Origin of the sequence: Vibrio sp. S234-5 (assembly GCF_000960595.1) — a bacterium.
In the GTDB taxonomy this organism is placed as follows: Bacteria; Pseudomonadota; Gammaproteobacteria; order Enterobacterales; family Vibrionaceae; genus Vibrio.
Genome location: NZ_JZAM01000362.1, coordinates 222,717 through 245,828 on the forward strand (window position 1 = coordinate 222,717; position 23,112 = coordinate 245,828).

18 protein-coding genes and 1 pseudogene are annotated in these 23,112 nt (G+C 48.3%); 10 read left to right on the forward strand and 9 right to left on the reverse strand.

Annotation, left to right across the window (positions count from 1 at the left end):
• Nucleotides 1–149 precede the first annotated feature (149 nt).
• Together UF06_RS21290 and UF06_RS21295 are read right to left on the reverse strand one after the other, a co-directional pair.
• The gene (locus tag UF06_RS21290; protein WP_045572229.1) at nt 150–2,624 is read right to left on the reverse strand and encodes a VolA/Pla-1 family phospholipase; all 2,475 of its coding nucleotides are present in this window, start codon (nt 2,622–2,624) and stop codon (nt 150–152) included.
• A gap of 22 nt (nt 2,625–2,646) precedes the next feature.
• Nucleotides 2,647–3,894 carry a porin gene (locus UF06_RS21295; protein WP_045572230.1) on the reverse strand — a complete coding sequence of 416 codons (1,248 nt, stop codon included), beginning with the start codon at nt 3,892–3,894 and terminating at the stop codon, nt 2,647–2,649.
• 367 nt (nt 3,895–4,261) lie between these two features.
• Here UF06_RS21295 and UF06_RS21300 point away from each other — a divergent pair, with 367 nt between their 5' ends.
• Entirely contained in the window at nt 4,262–5,344 is a 1,083-nt protein-coding gene (locus tag UF06_RS21300) for a site-2 protease family protein (RefSeq protein ID WP_045572299.1), read from the forward strand.
• A gap of 97 nt (nt 5,345–5,441) precedes the next feature.
• Here the strand turns inward: UF06_RS21300 and UF06_RS21305 are convergent, their stop codons facing one another.
• Nucleotides 5,442–6,245, reverse strand: coding sequence for a M48 family metallopeptidase (locus UF06_RS21305; RefSeq protein WP_045572231.1), 804 nt, complete (start codon nt 6,243–6,245; stop codon nt 5,442–5,444).
• Nucleotides 6,246–6,301: 56 nt separating this feature from the next.
• On the opposite strand from UF06_RS21305, the gene UF06_RS21310 reads away from it, so the two are divergent.
• From UF06_RS21310 to UF06_RS21320, 3 genes are all read left to right on the forward strand, one after another.
• Complete coding sequence (locus tag UF06_RS21310) at nt 6,302–6,736, forward strand: hotdog fold thioesterase (protein ID WP_045572232.1); 435 nt, start codon at nt 6,302–6,304, stop codon at nt 6,734–6,736.
• 2 nt (nt 6,737–6,738) lie between these two features.
• On the forward strand, nt 6,739–6,972 hold the full coding sequence (locus tag UF06_RS21315) for a DUF3389 domain-containing protein (RefSeq protein ID WP_045572233.1): 234 nt from the start codon (nt 6,739–6,741) through the stop codon (nt 6,970–6,972).
• 76 nt (nt 6,973–7,048) lie between these two features.
• Nucleotides 7,049–8,752, forward strand: coding sequence for an SgrR family transcriptional regulator (locus UF06_RS21320; protein ID WP_045572234.1), 1,704 nt, complete (start codon nt 7,049–7,051; stop codon nt 8,750–8,752).
• A 55-nt stretch (nt 8,753–8,807) separates the two neighbouring features.
• On the opposite strand, the gene UF06_RS21325 is transcribed toward UF06_RS21320, so the two are convergent.
• A complete protein-coding gene (locus UF06_RS21325; RefSeq protein WP_045572235.1) occupies nt 8,808–10,442 on the reverse strand; it encodes an alpha-glucosidase in 1,635 nt (544 codons plus the stop codon).
• Nucleotides 10,443–10,619: 177 nt separating this feature from the next.
• Between UF06_RS21325 and UF06_RS21330 the strand changes: the two genes are divergently transcribed.
• Both UF06_RS21330 and cutA read left to right on the forward strand, forming a co-directional pair.
• Entirely contained in the window at nt 10,620–11,537 is a 918-nt protein-coding gene (locus UF06_RS21330; protein WP_045572300.1) for a LysR family transcriptional regulator, read from the forward strand.
• Nucleotides 11,527–11,862 (forward strand): divalent-cation tolerance protein CutA, encoded by a 336-nt coding sequence (gene cutA / locus UF06_RS21335; RefSeq protein ID WP_045572236.1) that lies wholly within the window; start codon nt 11,527–11,529, stop codon nt 11,860–11,862. The genes UF06_RS21330 and cutA overlap by 11 nt, the downstream gene beginning before the upstream one ends.
• Here the strand turns inward: cutA and UF06_RS21340 are convergent.
• Nucleotides 11,862–12,050, reverse strand: a pseudogene (locus tag UF06_RS21340) (DUF2238 domain-containing protein); the annotation flags it as partial. The gene cutA and the pseudogene UF06_RS21340 overlap by 1 nt on opposite strands.
• A gap of 223 nt (nt 12,051–12,273) precedes the next feature.
• On the opposite strand from UF06_RS21340, the gene UF06_RS21345 reads away from it, so the two are divergent.
• Both UF06_RS21345 and UF06_RS21350 read left to right on the forward strand, forming a co-directional pair.
• On the forward strand, nt 12,274–13,113 hold the full coding sequence (locus tag UF06_RS21345; RefSeq protein ID WP_045572237.1) for a 2OG-Fe(II) oxygenase family protein: 840 nt from the start codon (nt 12,274–12,276) through the stop codon (nt 13,111–13,113).
• A 199-nt stretch (nt 13,114–13,312) separates the two neighbouring features.
• Nucleotides 13,313–13,930: a DNA-J related domain-containing protein gene (locus UF06_RS21350; protein ID WP_045572238.1), complete on the forward strand. Its 618-nt coding sequence runs from the start codon at nt 13,313–13,315 to the stop codon at nt 13,928–13,930.
• A 91-nt stretch (nt 13,931–14,021) separates the two neighbouring features.
• On the opposite strand, the gene UF06_RS21355 is transcribed toward UF06_RS21350, so the two are convergent.
• From UF06_RS21355 to tesA, 4 genes are all read right to left on the reverse strand, one after another.
• Nucleotides 14,022–15,677, reverse strand: a complete 1,656-nt coding sequence (locus UF06_RS21355; RefSeq protein ID WP_045572302.1) for an ABC-ATPase domain-containing protein — start codon at nt 15,675–15,677, stop codon at nt 14,022–14,024.
• Nucleotides 15,678–15,763: 86 nt separating this feature from the next.
• Nucleotides 15,764–17,677, reverse strand: a complete 1,914-nt coding sequence (locus UF06_RS21360; protein WP_045572239.1) for an EAL domain-containing protein — start codon at nt 17,675–17,677, stop codon at nt 15,764–15,766.
• Between the two features lie 190 nt (nt 17,678–17,867).
• Nucleotides 17,868–19,070, reverse strand: coding sequence for an enoyl-ACP reductase FabV (fabV, locus tag UF06_RS21365; protein ID WP_045572240.1), 1,203 nt, complete (start codon nt 19,068–19,070; stop codon nt 17,868–17,870).
• A gap of 81 nt (nt 19,071–19,151) precedes the next feature.
• A complete protein-coding gene (gene tesA / locus UF06_RS21370; RefSeq protein ID WP_045572241.1) occupies nt 19,152–19,754 on the reverse strand; it encodes a multifunctional acyl-CoA thioesterase I/protease I/lysophospholipase L1 in 603 nt (200 codons plus the stop codon).
• Between tesA and UF06_RS21375 the strand changes: the two genes are divergently transcribed.
• Nucleotides 19,753–20,430, forward strand: coding sequence for an ABC transporter ATP-binding protein (locus UF06_RS21375; protein WP_045572242.1), 678 nt, complete (start codon nt 19,753–19,755; stop codon nt 20,428–20,430). The genes tesA and UF06_RS21375 overlap by 2 nt on opposite strands.
• Before the next feature lies 1 nt (nt 20,431).
• Nucleotides 20,432–22,873, forward strand: a complete 2,442-nt coding sequence (locus UF06_RS21380) for an FtsX-like permease family protein (protein WP_139046431.1) — start codon at nt 20,432–20,434, stop codon at nt 22,871–22,873.
• Nucleotides 22,874–23,112: the final 239 nt, after the last annotated feature.

A 23,112-nucleotide genomic window follows, 5' to 3' on the forward strand; every position in this document is an offset into this window, starting at 1 on the left:
TTTAGAAAATTAAAGTGAGTATTTTACAGATTTTCCAATCTAAAAAGAGGATTGGGTTAAGTAACAAATGCTCAACTTATATATCCTCCAATAAAATGCCCAGTGTCATAGAGAACACTGGGCATTGACTCAACACGGTAATCTTTGGATTACTTGCTCGCGTCTAGCAAACCTGCGTTAACAGTTAACGAACCGTCACCGTTTCCTTCGGTGCGTGTGAACTGAACAATCTGAGAGCTCATTTCACCATGAGCGAGTTCTTCCCCCGATCCTGGAGCAACTACCGTAGAGTGGGTTGCATTGGATGACTCATCAAAGTACGAAGCGACACGTGTACCAGTGGCATCAGTAGCCGTATTCACTAATCCTAGTTTCTTAAAGAGTGGCTCTGTACCCGCTGTAGGAATGTTCGACACCTTATTGGGAATAGTCGCATCACCATTGGATTGAATACCCAACAGGGACCCGCTCACTTGAGAAGCGATATTGAATGGGTCAACGTTGTCTAACACGGTCTGTGCCGCGTAAGTAAATGAGGTCAATATACTATCGATGTCACTTTTCGTTTCGGCATCCGCATCGCTATAGAAGCTGTTGAAACAAGCGCCTGGGTCATCTTTGGTCGGACATGTATTCGCGTAGTAATTTAAGTAACTTGGTACTGCCGTAGCCGTGATACTGTGCTTGATGATTGGCGAGAATGACCCTGATTCAAGCAAGAACGGTGCAATACCGCCACCCGGATTGGCTAATGTTGCTGTCTGGTAACTAAACATTGAATCAATCGCTGGATTAACTGATGTATTAGCAACAGCATAGCTACTGATACCAGTAATGCCGCCGATAGAGTGGCCAATAAGAGAAACATTGGCTTGGTTTACCGTTTGGAAAGCCAATTCCGTTGGATCTACGTAGTTTAATGCGTAACGTAGCCCTAATCCGTCAATAGCACCTTGGCGAATGTTGTCTCTTGCCACTGGCAAGTATTCAAGATTCATAAAGACTGTAGGCGTACTTGGCGTTGTTACGGTGCCATCAGACAAGGCACGTTGTCCATGCAATGGTTGATCAATAGCAATTAACGCATAAGGTGTTTTGCCCGTTTGAATAGCGGTACTGATGTGGCTCAGTGCTAATGCATAAGCGCTTTCCTTTAGGTTGGTGATTCCGTGCTGATATTGCAGTAGTGGTACGTTATCTGCACCCGTTCCCTTGGGAACAAACATGATGAAAGGAACCTCTTTCACTGCACGAATTTGTGGAACTGCGCTGTATCTGGTCATAATTCGATCAGTATCCAGTTGAGTGCCATCGGCCAATGTCAGTTTCGCACCAACAAGAAGTGCTTGATGCTGAACAGAGTAGAGCTGAGCTGGCAGATCCGTAAAACCTAAATCGATTAACTGCTGGCTAATCGCTGCTTTATCAGCGTTAGAGCCTGAACTCAAGGTCTTTAGGATCTTAAACACACTTGGCATACCACTGCGCCAAGGTTGTGTTTTCCACTCTTTACCATTGACTTGATCACTCAAGAAGTAGGGCAGTTTGACCGTACCACGAAAAACTTGAATGGAATCTAGTGTCGGTGCGGCAGCTGCTAACGCATCGTAACTGTTTTTTAGTGCGTTGGCCTTGTCATCACCAAATGCCGCTTTGAAAAGTGGATCATTGGTGACTGCTGCGCCGAAATCGGCACCAGCATCGTCTGCGTCAATGCTGTAAAGCGAGTTGAGCTCGTCAACTGAGAGGTTGTTTGGGTTCGCGCTTCCTTTCCAAACACCAGAAGGCTTAACAGCAGGATTCACTGAGGCGGCAATCGCTGCTTTTGTTCCTTGCATTACATTGCCTGCTGATGCAGTCGTAAACCAAGAAGAGTAAACAATTTCATCTTTGCTGGTGACTTGATCGTTATCTTCGAAGGTTTTTTCAATGTTCCAGATAATTTTTTGTGGTGCCGCCAATAATCCAGATTGAGCTGTTGAAGTTTTCAAGCTTGCATATGAACTGGATGTACCCAACGGGTTGTTGTTGCTATCTTTGATCGAATCTGTAAGTGCATAGATGTAGTTTGATGCAGGATCTAGACCTTTGAGAGGAAGGACTTTAATGCTCTTCAAATCGGTAGTGACGGCAAGAAAATCAACACCAGGAGTTAGTGCAGTAAAGTTAGTCATTGCTCCAGTCGCTAGGTCAACATCAACCTTTGCAACTCGAATTCCCGCATTGAGATTTTGGCTAAATGGCGAGCCATTGATCACAACGGTATCGTTCAGTAACGTCACACCATCAGCGAAGTTGAAGTTGATGCTGAATGGCATGATGGTACTCCAACCATCCGATTCACCCATCGCGACTTCGGGGTTATCTAAGCTGCTAGATTTGCCAGCACTTATAGGTATGTTCAAAGTGTGATCATTAGTGTCAAAAAGTAAAAAGGAAGGCAAAGGCACATCTGCTGAAGAACCCTTTAGAACGAATTTGACTGAAGCGTCACGCCCCAGAAGTGTTTGTACGTTTGGTTCAAAAGTAACCTTTCCTGTAGTTCCTGAGCTTTCAGTGTTATCACCACAACCAGCGAGCAGGATTGCCGAACATAGCAGTGATAGCTTAAATGTGTGTTTCATTGTGTTACTCCGTCAATCCTGATTAGTTAAAGGTGTAGTTCATTTGAATCGCGCTGATGTACGCGGTGCCTTCTGCGTCGAACTCAAATTTTCTATCCGCCGCGTTGGTCTCTTCAAATGGGCCTGATTTACTTTTCACTAACGCAAAACCCGCATCCAGCGTCATGTTTTTGCTCATGTTGTAAGTCAGGCCTGCGCTGTACCATGTACGGTCACTATCAGGAATACTCAAGGTGGCTTTACCCGCTTGTTCGTCAAAGGCAAAACCCACTCGGAAGGTCCAAGTTTCATTCATCACATAGGTAGTGCCGATAGAGTAACGGTTGTTATCTTCGTATTTTTCCGGCTTGTAGAAGCATTGACCAGGTGTACCATCATTACAGTCTGGTGAGGTCGCTTTGAGCTCGGTAAACGTGCTCCAATCGGTTTGCTGCCAGCCTAAATGCATCGCCCACTGATCGTTTAGCTGATGATAAGCGGAGAGTTCCATAATCGCTGGCAGACTGATTTGCAAACGCCCATCGACTTTAGCGGAAGTGGCAATGCCAGAATCGTAGCTGCTAAATTCACCATCATCGAAATCAAGATCGACTTTAGAACGGTAACCGAAACCAAAACGAGTACTTTCGCCGAGTTCATACAGCGCGCCAACGTTCCAGCCATAGCCAAAAGTTGTGCCAGTCATACCAATCAAGTTTTCAGATTTATCATTAGAACCAAATAGAGGAGCAAGTGAACCTTTATGGCGTGTCAGCTCCGCGTGGGCATAAACGAAGTTAACACCAGCACCGACGCTCAATGCTTCGTTGACGCGATAGGCGATATTGGGATTGAGACCAACAGAAACCAGTGCCGTGTCACCCGCCATATCTCCTGCTGAAATATCGTCTGGGTAGTCGGTTGCCACGCCATAGTTAGTAAACAGGCCAATACCCCATGCCCATTTCTCGTTTATTGGGCTGATGTAGTACGCCGCTGGTACAACCTGTAGCGGAGCCACGTCGTCAGACTGCTCTTTGCTGGTTTTGTCATAGACGTTGACTTCAGGGTCAACGATAGAGATAGCGCCAGAAAACTGCGCTACGTCGAAAAGAGTCATCGCTGCTGGGTTGCGAGCGAGTACAGAGGCATTGTCGGCAACGGCGCCTTCACCGGAAAATGCTCTGCCAAGGCCTGATGCTGAATGCTCCGCAACTTGGAAGCCGGCGGAATTAGCATGACACGCAAACAATACGGAGATTGCAAGCAGAGAGCAGTGCTTCTTGTTCATCCTTGACCCTCCTAGGGTTCATAATCGTGGACCGAAGTCCTTGTAATTGTTGTTTGTTGTATAGTGCAGATACAAAGAGTGCGTCTATGTACCTGCAATGTAAATGTAATGTTAAGTGAATGTTTATAAACTTGTCAAAGTTTGCTGCTCTTTTAAGCATTAGATTTGATGCATAGGTCAAATGACATTTTATAAGGGGCTGTATTATGTAGATTTTTTTTCTAGGAATGGTACGACCAGAATTGTTTAGCGCTTTTTTATAAGAATCATCAGACAGAGAGGTGTTTATGCCAATTTCATCTCTTTTCACCTCTGCTGCACAAAGGCATAATGCCAGCCATTGACTTCGCTTATCTCAGGTCTAATTTTGGAACTACTACATATTGAATTTCTTGGCCGTCCTTTACGTTTAGAAGGGTCAATGGCTGGGTGGCAGCAACTTTTTTGGGATAACGCATTAGTGTCTCAAATCGATGCGACGCAAGGGCAAGATGCCGCTTTCCATCACCAGTTCGTGTTAATGGCGGGTGAAGCGGAGCTGCGTTGTGAAGTGAAGGGAGAGTTACATTGGCAGCCATTTGAGTTTCACTATCATTGCTTGGTCAATGGCGAGACAAGCGCTCAAGGTATTCGGACAGAAAAGGACATCGAGCAGCAAACGCCCCTTACCCCAAGGCAAGAGCCGCGTAAGTTCAGCCTGATCGGCTTGGTTTCGCTGGGAATGAAAGCGCTAAAGAGTGCCAAGCTGATTAAAGTGGCGTTAGCGTCGATGAGTTTGGCGGCGTACTCTTGGCTGTTCTCTTTTCAGTTTGCCTTAGCATTGATTGCCTGTTTGGTGATCCATGAGTACGGTCACGTGCGAGCGATGAAATATTTCGGCATGAAAACCAAAGGGTTTTATTTGATCCCATTTTTTGGTGGCATGGCGCTCAGTGATGAGAAAATTAACACTCGCTGGCAGGATGTCGTTATCTCCATCATGGGGCCGTTCTTTGGCTTAATATTGAGTGTGCTGCTGACGTTGATCTATTGGTTGACCGGAGAGATGTTTTTTGCCGCTTTAGCCATGTTTAACGCCTTGCTAAACCTGTTCAACTTGCTGCCAATTTTACCCTTGGATGGCGGACATGTGCTCAAGAGCATCACTTTTTCGATGAACAGTTGGGTCGGCTTGGCGGGGGGCGTACTGACGGCGGCGGCTGGCGTTTATCTTTCGTACACTTTCGGCTTAACCCTGTTTGGTTTTTTGTTGGTTATGGGGATGTTGGAGATCGTGCTTGAGTGGCGAGGCCGGCATAACAGTCATCTTTTACCCTTAACGCGCTATGGTCAGACGATAGCTTTTACTTGGTATGTTGTGTCGGTAATGAGTTTTGTCGCCATCATTTGGCATTTTGCGTCTACTGGGGATGAGTTGATGCGCCTGCCACTGCTGATTCTCGGCAGTTAAACAATGTCTGCAAAAAACATGGCTTGCAAAAAACATTGCATGCAAAAACAAAGAGCTCCGAGTTTGGAGCTCTTTGTCTATCTGCGCTGCGATTAGCTTACACTTTGCATTTTGGTGCAGCCACGCTGCTTTTGGGGAGCTGGCTTATCTTGGTTTGCAGATCTTTTATCCGCGTGTTGTGTGAAGGGTGAGTAGAAAGCAGTTCTGGTGGCTGTTTACCCCCAGACGCTTTGGCCATGTTTTTCCAAAGTTCAATGCTCTGGTTTGGATCAAATCCCGCTTTGGACATGTACTCCAAACCGACCAAATCCGCTTCCGATTCTTGGGTGCGGCCATAAGGCAGAATCACGCCGTACTGCACACCTACGCCGAGCGCGGCCATCGTCACCTTCTGATATTCTTTGTATTCCGATGCGCCGATGGCAACGTTCGCCAGTTGCAAGCCAGCATTCGCTATCTGGCTTTGTGAGAGACGTTCATTACTGTGCTCTGCCAACACGTGGGCGACTTCATGACCAATCACAGTGGCTAATTGATCTTGATTGACCGCGACATTGAGCAGCCCGGTATAAACACCGATTTTCCCGCCGGGCAGAGCAAACGCGTTCACTTGCTCACTGTCAAACACCACCACTTCCCACTCTTTGAAACTGGGCTGAGGCGGAATCGTATTGGTGATCGCTTTTGCCACGCACTGGACATATTGGTTGAGGGCTTTGTCTTGGCTAATCGGCGTCTCTTTTTTCATCTGCTCAAAAGAGTTTGCCCCGAGGTTAGACATTTCCGCATCAGAAAACATCAGTAGTTGATTACGGCCGGTCGGGGAAGAGCTGCAAGCTGTAAGGCCAGCGACAGCAAGCAGGGCGGCAGCTTTTAATCGTGTCGACATCACCATCTCCATATCATCGAACTTTGGGTATATACTAGCGCCGATTATAACCAAAATCAGGTAAAACGATGAGTATCTGGAAAAAACCGATTGATCTTGAAACCTTAAACGCGACCTCTAAGAACACCTTGATCGAGCACTTGCAAATTCGATATACCGATTTTTCCGATCAAACACTCACGGCGACGATGCCCGTATGCAGTTTCACTCATCAGCCACTTGGCATGCTGCATGGCGGTGCGTCGGTGGTGTTGGCCGAAACCTTAGGATCACTGGCGGCCAATTTCAGTGTTGGTCCGGGGCACTACTGTGTCGGCCTAGATATTAACGCCAACCACATAAGGCCGATGCGCAGTGGTTTGGTGATCGGTACCGCTTCACCGTTGCACTTAGGCGTTTCGACTCAAGTTTGGCAAATTAACATCAGCGATGAACGGGAAAGATTGGTGTGCACCAGCCGTTTAACGATTGCGGTCAAACAGCATAAAGAGCGGGGCGTATAGCGATGGTGGTCGAATTTAGCCAAGGGAAGATTATTGCAACGCTGCACGAAGTGGTGATCAAATTGGCTTGCCACTCCGGTATCACTCTACAAGCTCAGGTAGACGCGTTGCAGTTAATTGGCCGTGGTGCGAATGTTATCGTTGCCAATGGTGCGGAATGTAAATGGTCGGTAAAACTGGATGATGAAAGCCAACTCGCTGAAATTTCAGCGCAAATTGGCATCGCTATCGAATAGAGAAAATCGTTTGCACTCACTTTGAAAAATAGGGAAACTGGTAGTCACGAAAATTGATGACTTGATTTCCCTTTTTATGAGTAGCCCGCGTCTTAGAGTTCAATTCGAAACCCTTTTTCAGCACTTCGATGGCAAAAACAGCGGAGTGCAACTGGAAGAGATCACCGACATTCTCTTCTGTACCCGCCGAAATGCCCGCATTGTCCTTAACAAGCTGGAAGAAGAAGGTTGGATCGAATGGCATCCGGCGGCAGGGCGGGGTAAGCTCTCGACGCTGATCTTTAAGCGCAGCAAAGCCGACGTCAGTGAAAATCTCGCCAGACGGTATCTCGAAGAAGGGAAAATTGGTCAGGCGCTCGAAGTGCTCGACAGTGACGCGGCGAAGCTGACGCAAGTGATCCAAGGCTATCTTGGTGTCTCACATCGCGAAGGCGAGCAGGTGGTGCGTCTGCCTTATTATCGTCCGCTGTCGATGCTCAACCCGCATCTGCAAATGCGCCGCACCGAAATTCATATCGCTCGGCAAATTTTTAGTGGTTTAACCAAGCTAGACGACAACGATATGCTGCAGCCAGATCTGGCCCATACGTGGGAAATGCTCTCAAAAGCGCATTGGCGATTCTATCTTCGTCCGGGAGTGCGCTTTCACAATGGTGAGCTGTTGACCACCGAAATGGTGATTGAAAGCCTGCGAGAGTTACATCACCTCAACCTTTTTGCCCATGTGCAATCGGTGAGCTCGCCCAGTCCTTGGGTAGTGGATATTCGGCTGTTTAAAGACGATCTCTACTTGCCGCTGGCCCTAAGTGAATCGCAGGCGAAAATTCTCTTGCCCCTGCGACTGCGCAGTGAAGACTATCATATTCGCCCAGTGGGTACGGGCCCATACATGGTGCAATCGAATGACGATAAGCGACTGATTTTAAGAGCGTTCGATGGCTACTTCGGATTTCGTCCACTGCTCGACCAAGTTGAGGTGTGGGTGATCGATGAATCGTACTCCTCAATGGTCTATCCAAGTTTAAGTAAACCGATGATGAACGCTTCGTCGCGCTCTGATGAGGTTGAACTCGACCCCGGTTGTACCTTTTTACTGCTCAATAAGCGCAGCGGTGTGGCGAAAGATCCGCGCTGGGCGGAGTTTTTCTCTGCAGTGCTCAATGGTTATCAACTGTTTAACCATGTGCCGCAAGACAAAGTGATTGAGCTTGGCTTGCTGCAAGCGTACGGCATCAAACCGGGTTGGATTGATCTTTATCCCAATCCAAACGCCCAGCCGCCGGGCGAGTTGGAACGCATTTCGGTCGCTTATCAAGCCAAGCACCCGATGTTTCCCGTGATAGCCAAAACCATCAAAACCATCTTAAAGCGCTATCGAATCGAGGTTGATTTTGTCAAATACGATTGCGCTTTAGAAACACCTGAAAAGGTCGACATTTGGCTCAAAGCAATGGGCATTGCCACCAACCGGGAAGATGCGTTGGCAGGGTGGCTGCTTGATTACAGCAATATTGAATCCATGAGCACAGACTACGATTTCCAGCGTTGGCTTGCGCTGGTGGAGAGTTGGCGCAGTGGCGTGCTAAACGATTTTCCTGCCAGAGAGATTGGTAAGCAGTTGGTGAAAAGCTTCCAGGTGATCCCAATGTTCCACTGCTGGCTCGGCGTCAACAAAGATCACAGTGGTGCGCTGCAAAACGCCAAATGCAATGCGCTAGGCTGGTTTGATTTTAGCCAAGTCTGGGTTAAGCCGGATCTGCAGCTTGAAAACGAAAATTGAAGATATGCGAGTTAGAAAAGAGGCCCAATATCGGGCCTCTGCGTATTCGAATGGTTTAATTGAGTTTAAACGCTAAAGATTCATATGGTTTGAGTGACAATGTCACGTCAAGATGCTGCTTCGCTTCATAGTTGCAAATCAAACATTCCACCGACTGGTTTCTTAATGCTTCGGGCAGATCAACACTCAGCGCCGTCTCGCTAAAGTTGTTAATCACCAGCAAAGTTTCATCCTGATGTCTGCGCAAGTAAGCAAACACGCAGTCGTGGTCTTCAAACAGCGGGGTGAAATCACCATACACAATCGCTGGGTGAGCTTTACGCAACTGAATCAACTTCTGGTAGTGATAGAAAATGGAATTCTGGTCGGCTAACGCTTGCTCAACGTTAATCGCCCCATAATTTGGATTGGTTTCAATCCACGGTTCCACTTGGCTAAAACCAGCATGAGGTGCATTTGACCACTGCATCGGGGTACGGGCGTTGTCTCGGCTGTTTTCATGGATCGCTTGCATCATATGCTCGTGTGAGACGCCAGACTGCGTTTTTACTTGGTAGAAATTGAGCGTTTCAATGTCTTTGTACTGCTGCAATGAATCAAAGGCGACATTGGTCATCCCAATCTCTTCCCCTTGGTAGATGTAAGGCGTACCTTTGAGGAAATGGAGCGCCGTTGCGAGCATTTTGGCGGACTCTACCCGCAATTCTCTATCATTGCCGTATTTGGACACCACACGTGGTAAATCGTGATTGTTCCAGAACAGTGAATTCCAGCCCTGATCAGCCAGTTCGGTTTGCCATTTAGTCAGCACTTGTTTGAACTGTTTTAGATCCAACGGAATCGGGTTCCACTTATCGCCATGTTGCCAAGTGAGCGCAATGTGTTCAAACTGGAACACCATAGAAAGCTCGTGGCGCTCTGGATCGCTGTAGAGTTTGGCGATCTCCGGTGTTGCACCCCAAGTTTCGCCCACAGTGAGCAGATCTTTGTCGCCAAAGGTGGCACGATTCATCTCTTGCAGCAGCGGGTGTAACCTTGGTCCATTACCCGTGATGCCTTTGTCGATCTCTTTACCAATCAAATCGATCACATCCAAACGAAAACCGCCGATACCTTGCTCAATCCACCAGTTCATCATTTGGTGTACTTCTTGTTGAACTTTAGGATTTTCCCAGTTCAGATCCGGTTGGCGTTTGGAAAAGAGGTGGAAATAGTACTGCTGTGTGTTTTCATCCCACTGCCAAGCACTGCCACCGAAAATCGAGCCCTGATCATCTGGCGCACCGCCATCGGGTTTGGCATCTCGCCAGATATAGTAATCGCGATAGGGATTGTCTTTGGACTTTTTCGCTTCAATAAACCAAGGATGTTCATCGGAAGTGTGGTTAACCACCAAATCCATCACGATCTTGATATCACGCTGTTTGGCTTTGGCCAGCAGCGTTTTCATCTCATCCATGGTGCCAAATTCAGCCGCGATATCTTGGTAATCGGAGATGTCGTAACCGTTGTCGTCCATCGGTGACTTATACACCGGAGAGAGCCACAGCACGTTAACACCAAGCTGGTGGAGATAATCAAGCTTACTAATGATGCCATTGATATCGCCAATGCCATCGTTATTTGAGTCACAAAAACTGCGCGGGTAAATCTGATAAACCACCGCGTCATGCCACCATTTTGTTTCCATTTGTTCTGCCTTCTAAACTCACATTTTATGCCTAACTATAGTGAGAAGTGGGCGGCAGATAAAATAGAATGCATGCCTCTTGATATAGATAATGGCTATATCATTGCGTATACTCAGCCTGCTGCGTGAAATTGAACAGGAATGCAGCGTGGAAAATGTGACTTTTATCTGAATGCTATGAATAGAACCTATCGATATTTTCTGATGGTGGCACGCGAATCCAACATCAAACAAGCCGCTGAAAAGCTCAATATCAGCCAGCCTTCGCTCACCACAGCGATTAAAAAACTCGAAAGCGATATGGGCGTCGCGCTGTTTCATCGCCGCTCTAAAGGGGTGGAGCTGACCGAATATGGTCGTCTGTTTAGAAACTACGTCGAAGAGCAGCAAGAAAAACACTCTCAGCTAATCCACCAGATGATGGACATGCAACAGCGCCATTCTGGCAAGCTGAAAGTGGGGACAGGAGAGGCGTGGTGGGAGCTGTTTGTGCGTGAAGCGATCGCCCGATACCAGCGACAAGTGCCCAATTGCTCACTGCATCTCGAGTTTGGGAACAACCTCTCGTTGATGCACCACTTGGTACAGGGGGAGATTGATCTCTTTATTGGCCATGAAGTGCATGGGCTGCATGAACGCTGCCAAGTGAACTTTATACCTCTGTTTCGTGATTACGAGGCGCTGTTTGTTCGCCGCGGACATCGTTTGCTGCAGAAATACAAAACCGACACCAGTAAGCGTTTGATAGCGCAAAACGACTTTGCGCTCCTGCGTGTTACGCCTGATCATGCAAGGCATCGCTCGGTGTTGGCTGAGCACATGAGCTCACCGTTTGATTTAGCCAACCAGCGTTTTCAAGGACGGGCGATTTACGATGTGGACTCGCTCTCGGCCAGCCTTGATCTGCTCAAAGCCAGCGATGCCGTGATGCCATACACCGACAAAATGTGCCTGTGGATGGCTGAGCATCAAATCGAAACGCTGGTGGTGAATCAAGAGCAACGCGGCAATATCGGTGTCTATACTAAAAAAGGTGTGGATGATGAAAAAACGCACCATTTCGTTCAGTTACTAAGGGAAAGCCATGGTCGATAACAAGCAAGCCTTCTGTGTCGTGTTGACGACAACCAATAACGAAGCCAACAAAAATCAGATAATCAAAGCATTATTGATGCAAAAACTGGCGGCCTGTATCCAAGAAATGGCGATCAACAGCCATTACGTTTGGCAGGGTGAGGTGTGTCAGGACGTGGAAACCTTGCTGGTGATCAAAACGCGCAAAGAGTTATATCCACAAGTTGAAGACCAAATCAGCCAGTTACACAATTACGAAGTGCCGCAAATTGTGCAACTGGAGATCCAAGATGGCTTTAATCCCTACTTAAGCTGGATTACGGCCAATACGCTGGAGTTGCAATAAAACATCAGTAGATAGGCCGTTTGGCTAAATTGAAATGAACGACTAAGCCACAAGATCGCAGTGAAAATCGCCACTGCGGGAATGATTTCTGCAATCCAAACCGCGCGTGAACTCGGCGCAATAGCAGAAAAAAGAAAAATGGACGGGTAAGCAATGGCAAAAAGCAGCAGCGTGCGGTTCAATTTCATCCAGCAGTTCCTTGTTAATATTCACGCGAATGATGACAGTATAATGAACATTGCTCAATTGCTCTGTCGTTGGAGAGACGCTTACAAAAGGTGTTGAATGTGAGGTAGCTCGTGCAACATTTGATCGTTTGCATTAAAACACTTCATTAAAGTTTGATTTACATTTGATTCGAGCGATAAAATCCGTCTCTCAAATTGAATAACAACAATCAGAAGTAAAGTCATGAAACTGGAAACCGTCGATTATCTCGCTGAAGATGCCGCTGAGCAATTTGTTAAGTCCCTGCGCGAAACAGGCTTTGGCGTTTTAAAAAATCATCCTATCCCGAAAGAGTTGGTCGAATCGATTTATAAAAATTGGTACGAATTCTTTTGCACTGAAGAGAAACACGATTTCCACTTTAACGTTGAAACCCAAGATGGTTACTTTCCCCCATCGGTCTCTGAAGTGGCTAAAGGTCACAGCGTCAAAGACATTAAAGAGTACTTTCACGTTTACCCTTGGGGGCAAATTCCTGCTCAGCTGAAAGAAGAGATTCTAGACTATTACCAGCGCGCTAATGCGTTCGCGTCTGAGCTGTTGGGCTGGGTTGAAGAGCACGCGCCAAAAGAGGTGCAAGAGAAGTTCTCAATCGCGCTGTCTGAGATGATCAACGGTAGCGAAAAAACGTTGCTGCGTGTGCTGCATTACCCACCAATGAAAGGGGATGAAGAGCCGGGAGCAATTCGCGCCGCGGCCCACGAAGATATCAACCTCTTGACGGTTTTACCTGCCTCAAACGAGCCGGGTTTACAGGTGAAAGCCAAAGATGGCTCTTGGATCGATGTGCCTTGTGATTTTGGCAACCTCATCATCAACATTGGTGATATGTTGCAGGAAGCTTCCGGCGGTTATTTTCCATCCACCACCCACCGCGTGATCAACCCAACGGGTGAGCGTCAGGAACAATCTCGCATTTCCCTGCCGCTTTTCCTTCATCCAAAACCGGAGGTAGTGCTTTCACAGCGTTACACAGCGCACAGTTACTTGATGGAGCGTCTGCGTGAGCTTGGTGTGATTTAAGCACATCTTTTGCGTAAATCTGAACGAGACAGCCAAGCGGCTGTCTCTTTTTTTGTACATTGCTTCACGAACTGACATTCAAAACGAAATCTTGCTCGACAAATTGACGGGGTTGGCTTTGAATGAAAAAAGGAAACAAGGTAAACCTACCGTTCATACTTAACTTTATCTGAGCAAATAGTATTAAAGGCGTAAGACAATGCAGGAGCAGACCAATCTGGCGAGTACGTTTCAGACGTACATGGAAAACCCGCTGTTGTGGCCAATATTGGAGGTTCTTCGTAAGCAGCCCAGTGGATGGAAAGTACATACTTTAGCCGCTCATTTAGGTGAGCAGGGCTTTATTTATGCGCTTGACCCTCTGCCAGAAAAAGATTTATTCAAACGCAACTTTCTCATCATGAACGCGCTCTATCAGTTGCAAGAAACGCTTTATCCAGACAATTGGTTGCAAGTGGAAGCGATGGATATCGTGCTGATGTCAAGCCACGCCTGCGCTGGCCATACCATTGATGTTGATGATCCGCTGCGTGAGTATTATGTGCAGTGGCAAAACTACGAAGCCAATGAAGGGGAAGTGAAACGGCTGCTGAATGAGTTCTGGACCCGTTACCGCCGTTTTGTGGGGCACCACGAAGGTGATGATATCGATAGAAATAAGGCGTTGCAGCTTTTTGAACTGGATCAACACGCCAGCGCCGCTGACATTCGCAAACGTTGGCGTCGATTAGCACTACGTTGGCACCCCGATCGCGACAATGGCAATGCAGAGCGCTTTCGTATTCTTTGCGAAGCATGGAACGTTTTGCGTCACTAAGCTCACCATCTATGAAGTTCACCATCGATTAAGTCTACCAAGTAAAAAAACGCCCTGCATTGTGCAGGGCGTTTTTCATCAAGCAGAAAAATTAGTTGTTATTGCGAAACTGGGACTTACGCATGCGGTTAAGCGCGGCCATCACATCGAGTGGGCGAGGCTTGGCGAGGTCGCCCTGCTGGGGCATCTTCTCAAACCATGCGCCTTGCAGTAGTTCGGTAATGGCTTTGGCCGGGTTGTTACACCAACCGGGCATTTGTGCCAACTGATACCAAACCCAACCAATGGCATTCACCTCGTCAGATGATTCCAACTGCTCTAACGCCGAGATATCCGCAAACTCTTTACCAAAGCGCAGCGACTCTTTTCCTTTGGCGGAAACGCGGAACTTGCCATCGGTGAGAATGTTCATCAGCGCCTGACAGTTTAACGCGCGAGGCGGAAATGTGACCAAAGGTGATTCAGATTCGTTGTGGCGCTGGGTCGGGTGCAGTGCAATCACTTGTTTGGCTTTTTCTGTCACATCAACCGCTTGGTAATCGTGCATTTGAATCACAGTATCGGCGACGTCCAGATAATCGCCTGAGCCACCCATGACAATAATGGTAGAGATGTCCAACTCGTCACGCAATTGGCCAATTCGGTCAACCAATGGTGTGATAGGTTCGTCGCCTTTGGCAACCAATGCCTGCATACGCTCATCACGGATCATAAAGTTGGTGGCTGAGGTGTCTTCATCAATCAGCAAAGTGCTCACGCCACTTTCAACCGACTCCTGTAACCAAGCCGCTTGTGATGTCGAGCCAGAGGCATCCTGAGTGGTAAAATCGGCCGTCTCTTTTCCCATTGGTAAATGGTTGATGTAGTTCGACAGATTTAGGTGATGCACGCAGCGACCATCTTCCGCTCGTATCTTCATCGCATTGATGTCTGTCACACTGTACTCACGACCATCACCCGGGATGTGGTTGTAAATGGAGCGTTCAATGGCGCTCAGCAGCGTCGACTTTCCATGGAAACCACCACCGACAATCAAGGTAATGCCTTTGGGAATGCCTAAACCGCTGACAAAACCGCGATTCGGCGTATGCAGTGTTACTTGCAATGAGGCTGGCGCTTGAAACTCCACCGCCTCTTTCATTGGCAAATCACAGTTACCCGCTACGCGTGGCAAACGGCTTCCATTGGCGACGAAAGCAACCAAGCCGTGACTGGCTAACTGTTCGCGCAGCGACTCTTGGTCTTCGACGGTTTGACAATGTTTGATCAGCGCCTGTTTGTCGAGCTCTCGCTCGATGGTCGCGCGGCGGATAAATTTGGGCAGGTGGAAGGTGAGAATATTCAGCGCCTTCTTCGCCAGAATATCGCGCCCTTCCGCCGGAAGATTGACTCTAAAGCGCAGTTCAATGCCGTCTTCTGTAAACAGAACGGCAGTGCTATCAAGGACGGTTTGACCATGAAGAGCAATAGAAACGCTGGATTCTTGCTTAGCAAACTCAGCAAAGCTACGGGCGATGAAATCACGCGCAGCGAGTTGATAGGCGGGCGACTCATCACGCAGCCAAGAAAGGCCAGTTAAAGACCAAGCACGGAAAGCGCGGAATCGGGACGCAGAAGCAAAGGGATCCGACTGAACATAATCGATGTAAAGGTCGAAATCGCCAAAGTTGTATTGTCCTTTTATCTGCTGGTAAGCACGATAGTTTTGCTTTTCGAGCTTTTTGAGTTTTGCAGTCAACAGGTCCATAACAATCAGCCTTTTAGAAACACAAAAGCGGCGATTATAGGAATCGCCAGAGGAAGAGTAAAGCCAATTCGGGTCTTTGCCCGACATCATGACGTATGGTAGGCAAAAGAAGCGGTTCCGAGGAAATTCTGGTTGAACAAACCTTGCTCGAACTCGTTACTCGGCATCGGTTTGCCATATAAGAAGCCCTGGCCGATGTCGCAGCCTTCACGGATCAAAAACGCTTCTTGCGAATCCGTCTCGATACCTTCCATCACCACTTCGAGATCGAGTTTTTTTGCCACATGAATGATAGAGCGAATGATCTCTTCGTCTTGCTCTGAGTGCTCAATTTGCTGGACAAAACTTTTGTCGATTTTGATCGCGTCAAACGGGAATTTCTTCAGATAGCTGAAGGAAGAGTATCCTGTGCCAAAGTCATCGAGTGACAATGTCACGCCGAGTTCATGTAAGCGGCTCAATGTCGCTTTTGCCATCAGTTCATCGGAGATTAAACCGCTTTCTGTCACCTCTAGTTCTAGATAATGAGAAGGGAGTTGGTAAGCTTCCAACAGATCCTGCACTTGTTCCGCAAACAGTGGATTTTTCAACTGAATACCACTGATATTGACCGCTACGCGGAAATTTTCAACCACTTCGGACCACTGTTTGGCTTTTTCGATTGCCACGCGCAGCACAAACGCACCGACCTCAAAAATCAGCCCATTCTGCTCTGCCATATGGATCAGCGCTTCGTTGGATACATCCCCCAATACCGGATGGCTCCAGCGCAGCAGCGCTTCAGCACCAATCCATTTGTGGGTGTTGGGGCACACTTTAGGCTGAAAATAGAGCGTGAGGTCGTCATTGCGTACCGCTTGCAATAGATAACTTTCAATCTGGTTGTGATACAACAACGCGTCGGCGTGCGCTGAGGAGAAGTAGGTGTAGCGCTGCCCGGATTCTTTGCTGACCACCATGGCTTGATTGGCGTGGCTGAGCAGTTCTTCAGCGCTGTTTGTCTGCGTATCAGAGAGTGCGACACCGATAAACGCGTGCAGATGGACCTCATTGTTATCAATGTTGAAGGTGCTTTGACCCACACCAACAATCCGATAGAGCAAGGCTTCTAGAATTTGGCCGATTCTCTCTGATTGGATGACGATGACCAAATCATGAGAAGCCGGGCGGCCGGTTAACGTGAACATCGCGTCTGGTATGCTAATTTGGTGGCGATACGCTACCAAGAGCTCCTCAAACAGGGCGAAACCATACTTGGCTTGAATGGTGCGCGCATTGGTAAAGCCGATATGGATCACGGCGAGGTTGGTGGGATTGGATTGTTCTAACTGTCTCTGCAACTGGTTTTCCAGCGCGCTCAGATTCAAAAAGCCAGTGCCATGATCATGTTGTCGCTGATAATCGGCATCTTGCTCGGCAGCAAGACGTTTGTCTCTTTCCTGACTCAGTGAAAAGCTCAACTGAGCCAAGTTACTGGTTCGGCTTTCGACGCGATGTTGCAGCTCTTTGTTCAGCCTCAGCAGTTTTTCGTGTTGATAGACAACCGCTAATTGCGCTTCGATGGAGCTGCGAAAACAGCGCAGTAATTCTCGATAAGTGTCGCTGAAATGATTTTCTCTTTCGTCCAATAGACAGATGGTGCCAAACGCCTCGCCATTTGGCCACAGAAGCGGCAGACCGCAATAGGAGATCATGCCCAATTTTATGTCTGGATTTTTGTCCCATAGCGGGTCGCTCAGGGCGTTGGGAATCATCAGCTCTGCATTCGAATTAATGACACTTTCGCAATACAAGCCGTGACCTAACGTTTCCGAATCGCCTAATTTGTATGGGTTTAACGGTGTCTCGCTGGTGCGGCACACCTCGATGTGCTGCGGATGAATACGCATCACCAACGCGGCGGGCACGCCGACGATATCGGCAAGTAAATTGACGATCCGTTGCCAACCGTGCTGCATTGGTTCAGGAATTTGATAATCAAGCGTTTTGAATTTCGTCATGACTTGGCAGTCCTTATCCTCGTTGTGATTACATCCTGTGATCACATGATACGCCTTTGGTGCAAAGTGAGGGCGCTTGGGTCTAAGTATAGGAGTTCAGCAGGGCAAGATGAAAAAAAGTCCCGAAATGTGGTCAGGACTTCATCAGTCGAAAGCGGATTCTCAGGTTTAAGACGTTCACTAAGGCGACTTAGGGGCGCAATTTTTTCAAAGCCGCGAGATCAATCTCTTGAGTGTAGTCAACTGACTCAAAACCAAAGCCGTTTAATTTCAAGAATTCGTCTTTATACCCTTCGTAATCGCCAAGTTGCTTAAAGTTATTACCGTTCATCTCAGACAAAAGGTCTTGAACTTCTTGCTGAATATGCGGAGCCAGTTCCAACTCATCAATCCGGATCAGCCGTTCACCGTCAACGTCGACTTTCGCTTGGCCATACAGTTTAGTGCTGAATAAACGTTGCATCTGTTCAATGCAGGTTTCATGGCATTGCTCGGTTTTCATCACTTTATACAAGGCAAGCAGATAGGGAGACAACGCGGGAATAAACACGCTCGCTTTGGTCACCAAGGCTTTACAGACGGTGGCGTAGGCGCTGCCATTGAAATTGGCCATTTCCAAATTGAGCGCATGGCTGGTTTGGTGCAGATCGATTTTCGCCCGGCCTAGCGTGCCGTCAAGATAAATCGGGTGAGTGACTTCCGGCCCGATGTAAGAAAAGGCGACGGTTTTACAACCTTCAGCGATGGATTCGGTGTTGATAAGCGCATCCACCCAACTTTGCCAATCTTCACCGCCCATCACTTTGATAGTGTGCTCAGCTTCCTCATCACTGGCAGGCTCAAGCGTGGTTTCAATCCAACGGTCATGCTGTAAATCGATGGAGGCGCCCGTGACAGGCCGACCATAGGGTTTGATCACGCTACGCCAAAACTCACCGGGTTTGCCCGGAACGGGCCGTATGCCAGTCGCCAGGCTATAGATAATTAGGTCAACTTCGCCATCGAAATAGGTCTCTATCGCTTCAATCACTTGCTCGCGCGTCTCTTTGGCAAAGGCGTCTCCGACGATGTTGATCGCGGTACGGCCTTCTTTTTGAGCCTGTGCTTTAAAAAAAATGTTGTTGTACCAACCCGCACTGCCGGTGCCTTTTTCGCTTGGACCACGTTCGAACGAGACGCCGATGGTGTCTGCTTTGGCTCCGCCAAACGTCAGTGCGATGCGAGCAGCAAGACCAAATCCAGAGGAAGCGCCAAGGATCAGCACCCGTTTTGGGCCTTGAGTGATCTGGGGCGCACGTTTTACGTACTCTATTTGTTGTTTAATTGCAGCTTCACAGCCATAAGGATGAGCTGAGCGGGCAACAACGCCATCAATTTGTGGTTCTATGCGCATGCCATTTTCCTGATTGGGGGACAAAGAGGCATTTAGGCTAACGTAAAGAAACGTATAATGATTTGAGCTAGGGCATTAAAATCAGAGATGTTTGCTAAACATTTCGGCAACAAATTCAGCGATCCAAGGTTGCGCGTCGGCGGTGGGATGCAGGCCATCTTGCATCATCCATTCTGGCTTAGTGATCACCTGCTCAAGGAAGAACGGCAACAATGGCACTTGTTGATGCTCCGCCAAAGTAGGGTAAAGATCGAAAAACGCTTGCGAGTAACGCTTGCCGTAATTAGGTGGAACGCGTATTTGCATTAAAGCAGGTTTCGCGCCCGACGCTTTTGTCATTTGGATCATCCGTGACAGATTGGCGGCGATGGTTTTGGGCGGAAAACCTCTGAGGCCATCGTTGGCACCCAGTTCAATTAACACCCAATCGGGGGAGTGGGTGGTTAACAGGTCTGGCAGGCGCGCCAAACCGTTGCCTGTGGTGTCGCCTGAAATACTGGCGTTGATCACTTGCACGTCTTTCCCGTAGGTTTTTAGTACGTCTGGTAACAAACTTGGCCATGCCTGCTGCGCTGGCATGTTGTATCCTGCACTTAAACTATCGCCAAGTATGAGAATTTTTTCAGCCGCCGTTGCCGCCCCTGACAGGATTAACATCAGCATTAAGGAAAACAATCTGACCATGCAATCTCCAGTAATTAAAGCAAAATCCGTTAGTAAACAAGTGTCTACAAGCAATGAGAAGTTAATTATCCTAAGCGATGTCAATCTTGAAGTCGCAGAGGGAGAAAGTGTGGCTATTGTAGGCACCTCCGGTGCAGGAAAGTCAACCCTGATGACACTCTTAGCTGGCCTTGATGTCACCTCATCCGGCGAAGTTTATCTGCTCGATCAACCTTTGTCTCGTTTGGACGATGAAGCGCGTGCCGCATTACGCAGTGAATCGATTGGCTTTGTTTTCCAAAGTTTTTTGCTCATTCCAAGCCTGACCGCACTGCAAAATGTCACTTTACCGTGTCTGCTCAAAGGGGAAGAGGAGGATAACGAGCGAGGTAAAGCGCTGCTTGCCTCGGTGGGTTTGGCCTCGCGAGTGGATCACCTCCCGAGCCAATTGTCGGGTGGCGAGCAGCAACGGGTGGCCTTGGCACGCGCGTTTATGACGCAGCCGAAGATTTTGTTTGCCGATGAACCGACCGGCAATCTCGATCAACACACGGCAGAAAAAATCATCGAGCTGCTGTTTGAACTCAATCAACACCATGGCACGACGTTAGTGCTGGTGACGCACGATATGAAGCTTGCTCAGCGCTGCCAACGCGTGTTTAGCATGGATGCAGGTCAATTGTCGGAGGCAAGTTAGTATGGCGTCAAATGGATTAAATCGCAGGCTTACTGCCTGGAGTCTGGAAGAGATACGCCATGGCAACCTCTGGCCAATCAGTGTCGCGCTAGTGCTGATCATCTCTGCCGTGTTTGCTCTATCGGCGCTGGCAACGCGTATGGAACAGGTGATCGTCAAGCAGGGCAAAGATGCACTCACCGCCGATACGCTCTTTATTTCCGCCAATCCTCTGCCACAAACCTTGCTCGATGCGGCCAAGAGTGAAGCGCTTACCACCTCAAAAATGACCCGTTTTGCCACCATGGCCTTTAGTGACAAGGGGATGCAGTTAGTCACCGTCAAAGCGGTGCAATCGAGCTATCCGCTGCTTGGTGAACTGAGCCTGCGCAGCGACACAACACGCGCTCAGCATGTGAACCCGGGGGAACTGTGGTTAGATAGCCGGATTATGGAGAGGCTGGAGGTTACGCAAGGTGACAATGTCACGATTGGCGACGCAGATTTTATTGTTTCTGGCGTGATTGAGAGCGAACCCGGATTAAGCTTCAACCCGTTTCAACAGATGCCAGCGGCGTATATTCACGACACGGATGTGGCGCGTACTGGCGCGATTCAAGTTGGTAGCCGTGTGCAGTATCGTCTGTTTATCGTCGGCAGTGATCAAGTGATTGCGAAGGTCAAAGAGAGCGTTGAGCTGACGCCAAGTGATCGCTGGCGCGACCAAGAGAGTGCCAGTCGCAGTAGCGAAGTGTTTGAGCGCACCAATCAATATCTGTCACTGACCGTCGCGATTGTCATCATTATGGCGGCGACGACATTAGTGCTGACTTGCCAAAATTACGTTGTCACGCGAAAGCAAACCATCGCGATGTTAAAAAGTATTGGTGCAAGCCGAGCGTGGATAGCGCGTTGGTTGGCGATTCAGCTAGCTCTGCTATTTGTATGCGCTGCCGTGATAGGCGTACTGATTGGCATGGGTCTGGAGCAGTTGCTGCGCATTCCATTGAAAGATCTGCTGCCGGATCCGCTTCCTTCGTATGGCATCACGCCGTACTTAGTCTCTTTGTTTACCGCGTTACTGATTGCGATTCCCGCTTTGGGCATTCCGCTGTCGGCTTTGTTGCATACGTCAGCGATCAATGTGATGCAAACAGACAACCAACAGAAAACCATTCCATCGAAAACCTGGTTGCTGATTGGGGTGCCACTAGTGCCCATGCTGGCGATTTACCACAATAACGTTATGGTGTGGATTGTGCTCGGGGCAATCATGCTGCTATTCATTGTGCTTGCCTTTGTTGGCTTAGCACTAAGCAAACTGTTGGCACGCTTACCATTTTCTACCTCCGTTAAACTCGCGCTGAGCCGCATCAACCGCTCGGCACTCAGTAGTGGTTTACAACTGGGGGCGCTGTCGCTGTCGCTCATGCTATTGGCGATCATTTGGCTGGTGCGCACCGATCTACTCAAAGATTGGCAGCGGACGCTTCCAGCCGATGCCGCCAATGTTTTTGCGCTCAATATCAGTGACTTCGAACTTGACCCTTATTTGGCGTTTTTAGATCAGAACCAAGTGAATCGTTCCCCAGCTTATCCGATCATTCGCGGCCGATTTACTGCCATCAACGGTAAAAATGTCGCGAGTGAAAACCAACCAGATGGCCAAGAGCGTAGCGACGCAGTGAGCCGAGAGTTAAACCTCACATGGGGAGCGAGCTTACCCGATTATAATCAGGTGACGGCGGGCAGTTGGACGCCAACGCAAGGCGTGTCGGTTGAAGCTGAAGTGGCTGAAGAAATGGGAATCGAGATTGGTGACACACTCACCTTTGTGGTGAACAGTCAAACCTTCAACGCGACGGTGAACACCATTCGTCACGTCGAGTGGCGTGATATGAAGCCTAATTTCTATTTCATCTTTACACCGGATGTTATGGCGTCTATTCCTGCATCCTATTTGGTCAGTTTTCGTATTGAAGAGCACCAAACATCCTTGCTGAATCAGTTGTCGCGGCAATACCCGACCGTCAGTGTGCTCGACATTCGCACCATGGCCACCAAAATCCAAGATCTGGTTGAACAGATAGTGTGGTCGATTTCGATTTTGGCACTCATGGGGGTGATGGCGGGAGTGATGTTGATCTTTACCTTGTTGCGCCTGAGTTTAGCGCAGCGTCAGCAAGAGATCCGCTTGTACCGCACGTTGGGCGCGTCGAAAAAACGGGTCACGCGTACCATTTGGGCGGAATTTGGCATCATGGCGCTGATTGCCAGTGCGATTTCTGCTCTCGGTGCGGAAGCAACGGTGGCAGCGGTGATGCGTTTCGGATTTGACTTATCCGCCACGCTTCATCCGCATTTGTGGCTGCTATTGCCCACCTTGGCGTTGGCGACATTGTTCCTAGTTGTATCAAGTTTAATCAAACAGTTATTGACACCTATGAATAACTCGTATGGCTAATCACCGCCTAGGCTTATCCCAGTTATCCACAAAATCAGTGGATAACTTTTGGGATAAGTGAAGCTCAAAAAGAAGGCAAAGTGAGCGAAGTCTTTGCCGTGTCGGACTTGCGCAGAGTGGGTTATTCACATTTGGCCTAAAACCTGAAATCGAGACAAATCAGTCAAGTATTTTTTTGATAATTTTATTGCCATCTTTACGTAGAAAATTTTTATGCTTTGCGCCTGTTGTACCGAGAA

Coding starts and splice junctions, on each gene's coding strand:
- UF06_RS21290 (WP_045572229.1), bottom strand. CDS start 2,624: ATGAAACACACATTTAAGCTATCACTGCTATGTTCGGCAATCCTGCTC.
- UF06_RS21320 (WP_045572234.1), top strand. CDS start 7,049: ATGAGTAGCCCGCGTCTTAGAGTTCAATTCGAAACCCTTTTTCAGCAC.
- cutA (WP_045572236.1), top strand. CDS start 11,527: ATGGTCGATAACAAGCAAGCCTTCTGTGTCGTGTTGACGACAACCAAT.
- UF06_RS21350 (WP_045572238.1), top strand. CDS start 13,313: ATGCAGGAGCAGACCAATCTGGCGAGTACGTTTCAGACGTACATGGAA.
- UF06_RS21310 (WP_045572232.1), top strand. CDS start 6,302: ATGAGTATCTGGAAAAAACCGATTGATCTTGAAACCTTAAACGCGACC.
- UF06_RS21330 (WP_045572300.1), top strand. CDS start 10,620: ATGAATAGAACCTATCGATATTTTCTGATGGTGGCACGCGAATCCAAC.
- UF06_RS21375 (WP_045572242.1), top strand. CDS start 19,753: ATGCAATCTCCAGTAATTAAAGCAAAATCCGTTAGTAAACAAGTGTCT.
- fabV (WP_045572240.1), bottom strand. CDS start 19,070: ATGCGCATAGAACCACAAATTGATGGCGTTGTTGCCCGCTCAGCTCAT.
- UF06_RS21345 (WP_045572237.1), top strand. CDS start 12,274: ATGAAACTGGAAACCGTCGATTATCTCGCTGAAGATGCCGCTGAGCAA.
- UF06_RS21295 (WP_045572230.1), bottom strand. CDS start 3,894: ATGAACAAGAAGCACTGCTCTCTGCTTGCAATCTCCGTATTGTTTGCG.
- tesA (WP_045572241.1), bottom strand. CDS start 19,754: ATGGTCAGATTGTTTTCCTTAATGCTGATGTTAATCCTGTCAGGGGCG.
- UF06_RS21315 (WP_045572233.1), top strand. CDS start 6,739: ATGGTGGTCGAATTTAGCCAAGGGAAGATTATTGCAACGCTGCACGAA.
- UF06_RS21305 (WP_045572231.1), bottom strand. CDS start 6,245: ATGGAGATGGTGATGTCGACACGATTAAAAGCTGCCGCCCTGCTTGCT.
- UF06_RS21360 (WP_045572239.1), bottom strand. CDS start 17,677: ATGACGAAATTCAAAACGCTTGATTATCAAATTCCTGAACCAATGCAG.
- UF06_RS21325 (WP_045572235.1), bottom strand. CDS start 10,442: ATGGAAACAAAATGGTGGCATGACGCGGTGGTTTATCAGATTTACCCG.
- UF06_RS21380 (WP_139046431.1), top strand. CDS start 20,432: ATGGCGTCAAATGGATTAAATCGCAGGCTTACTGCCTGGAGTCTGGAA.
- UF06_RS21355 (WP_045572302.1), bottom strand. CDS start 15,677: ATGGACCTGTTGACTGCAAAACTCAAAAAGCTCGAAAAGCAAAACTAT.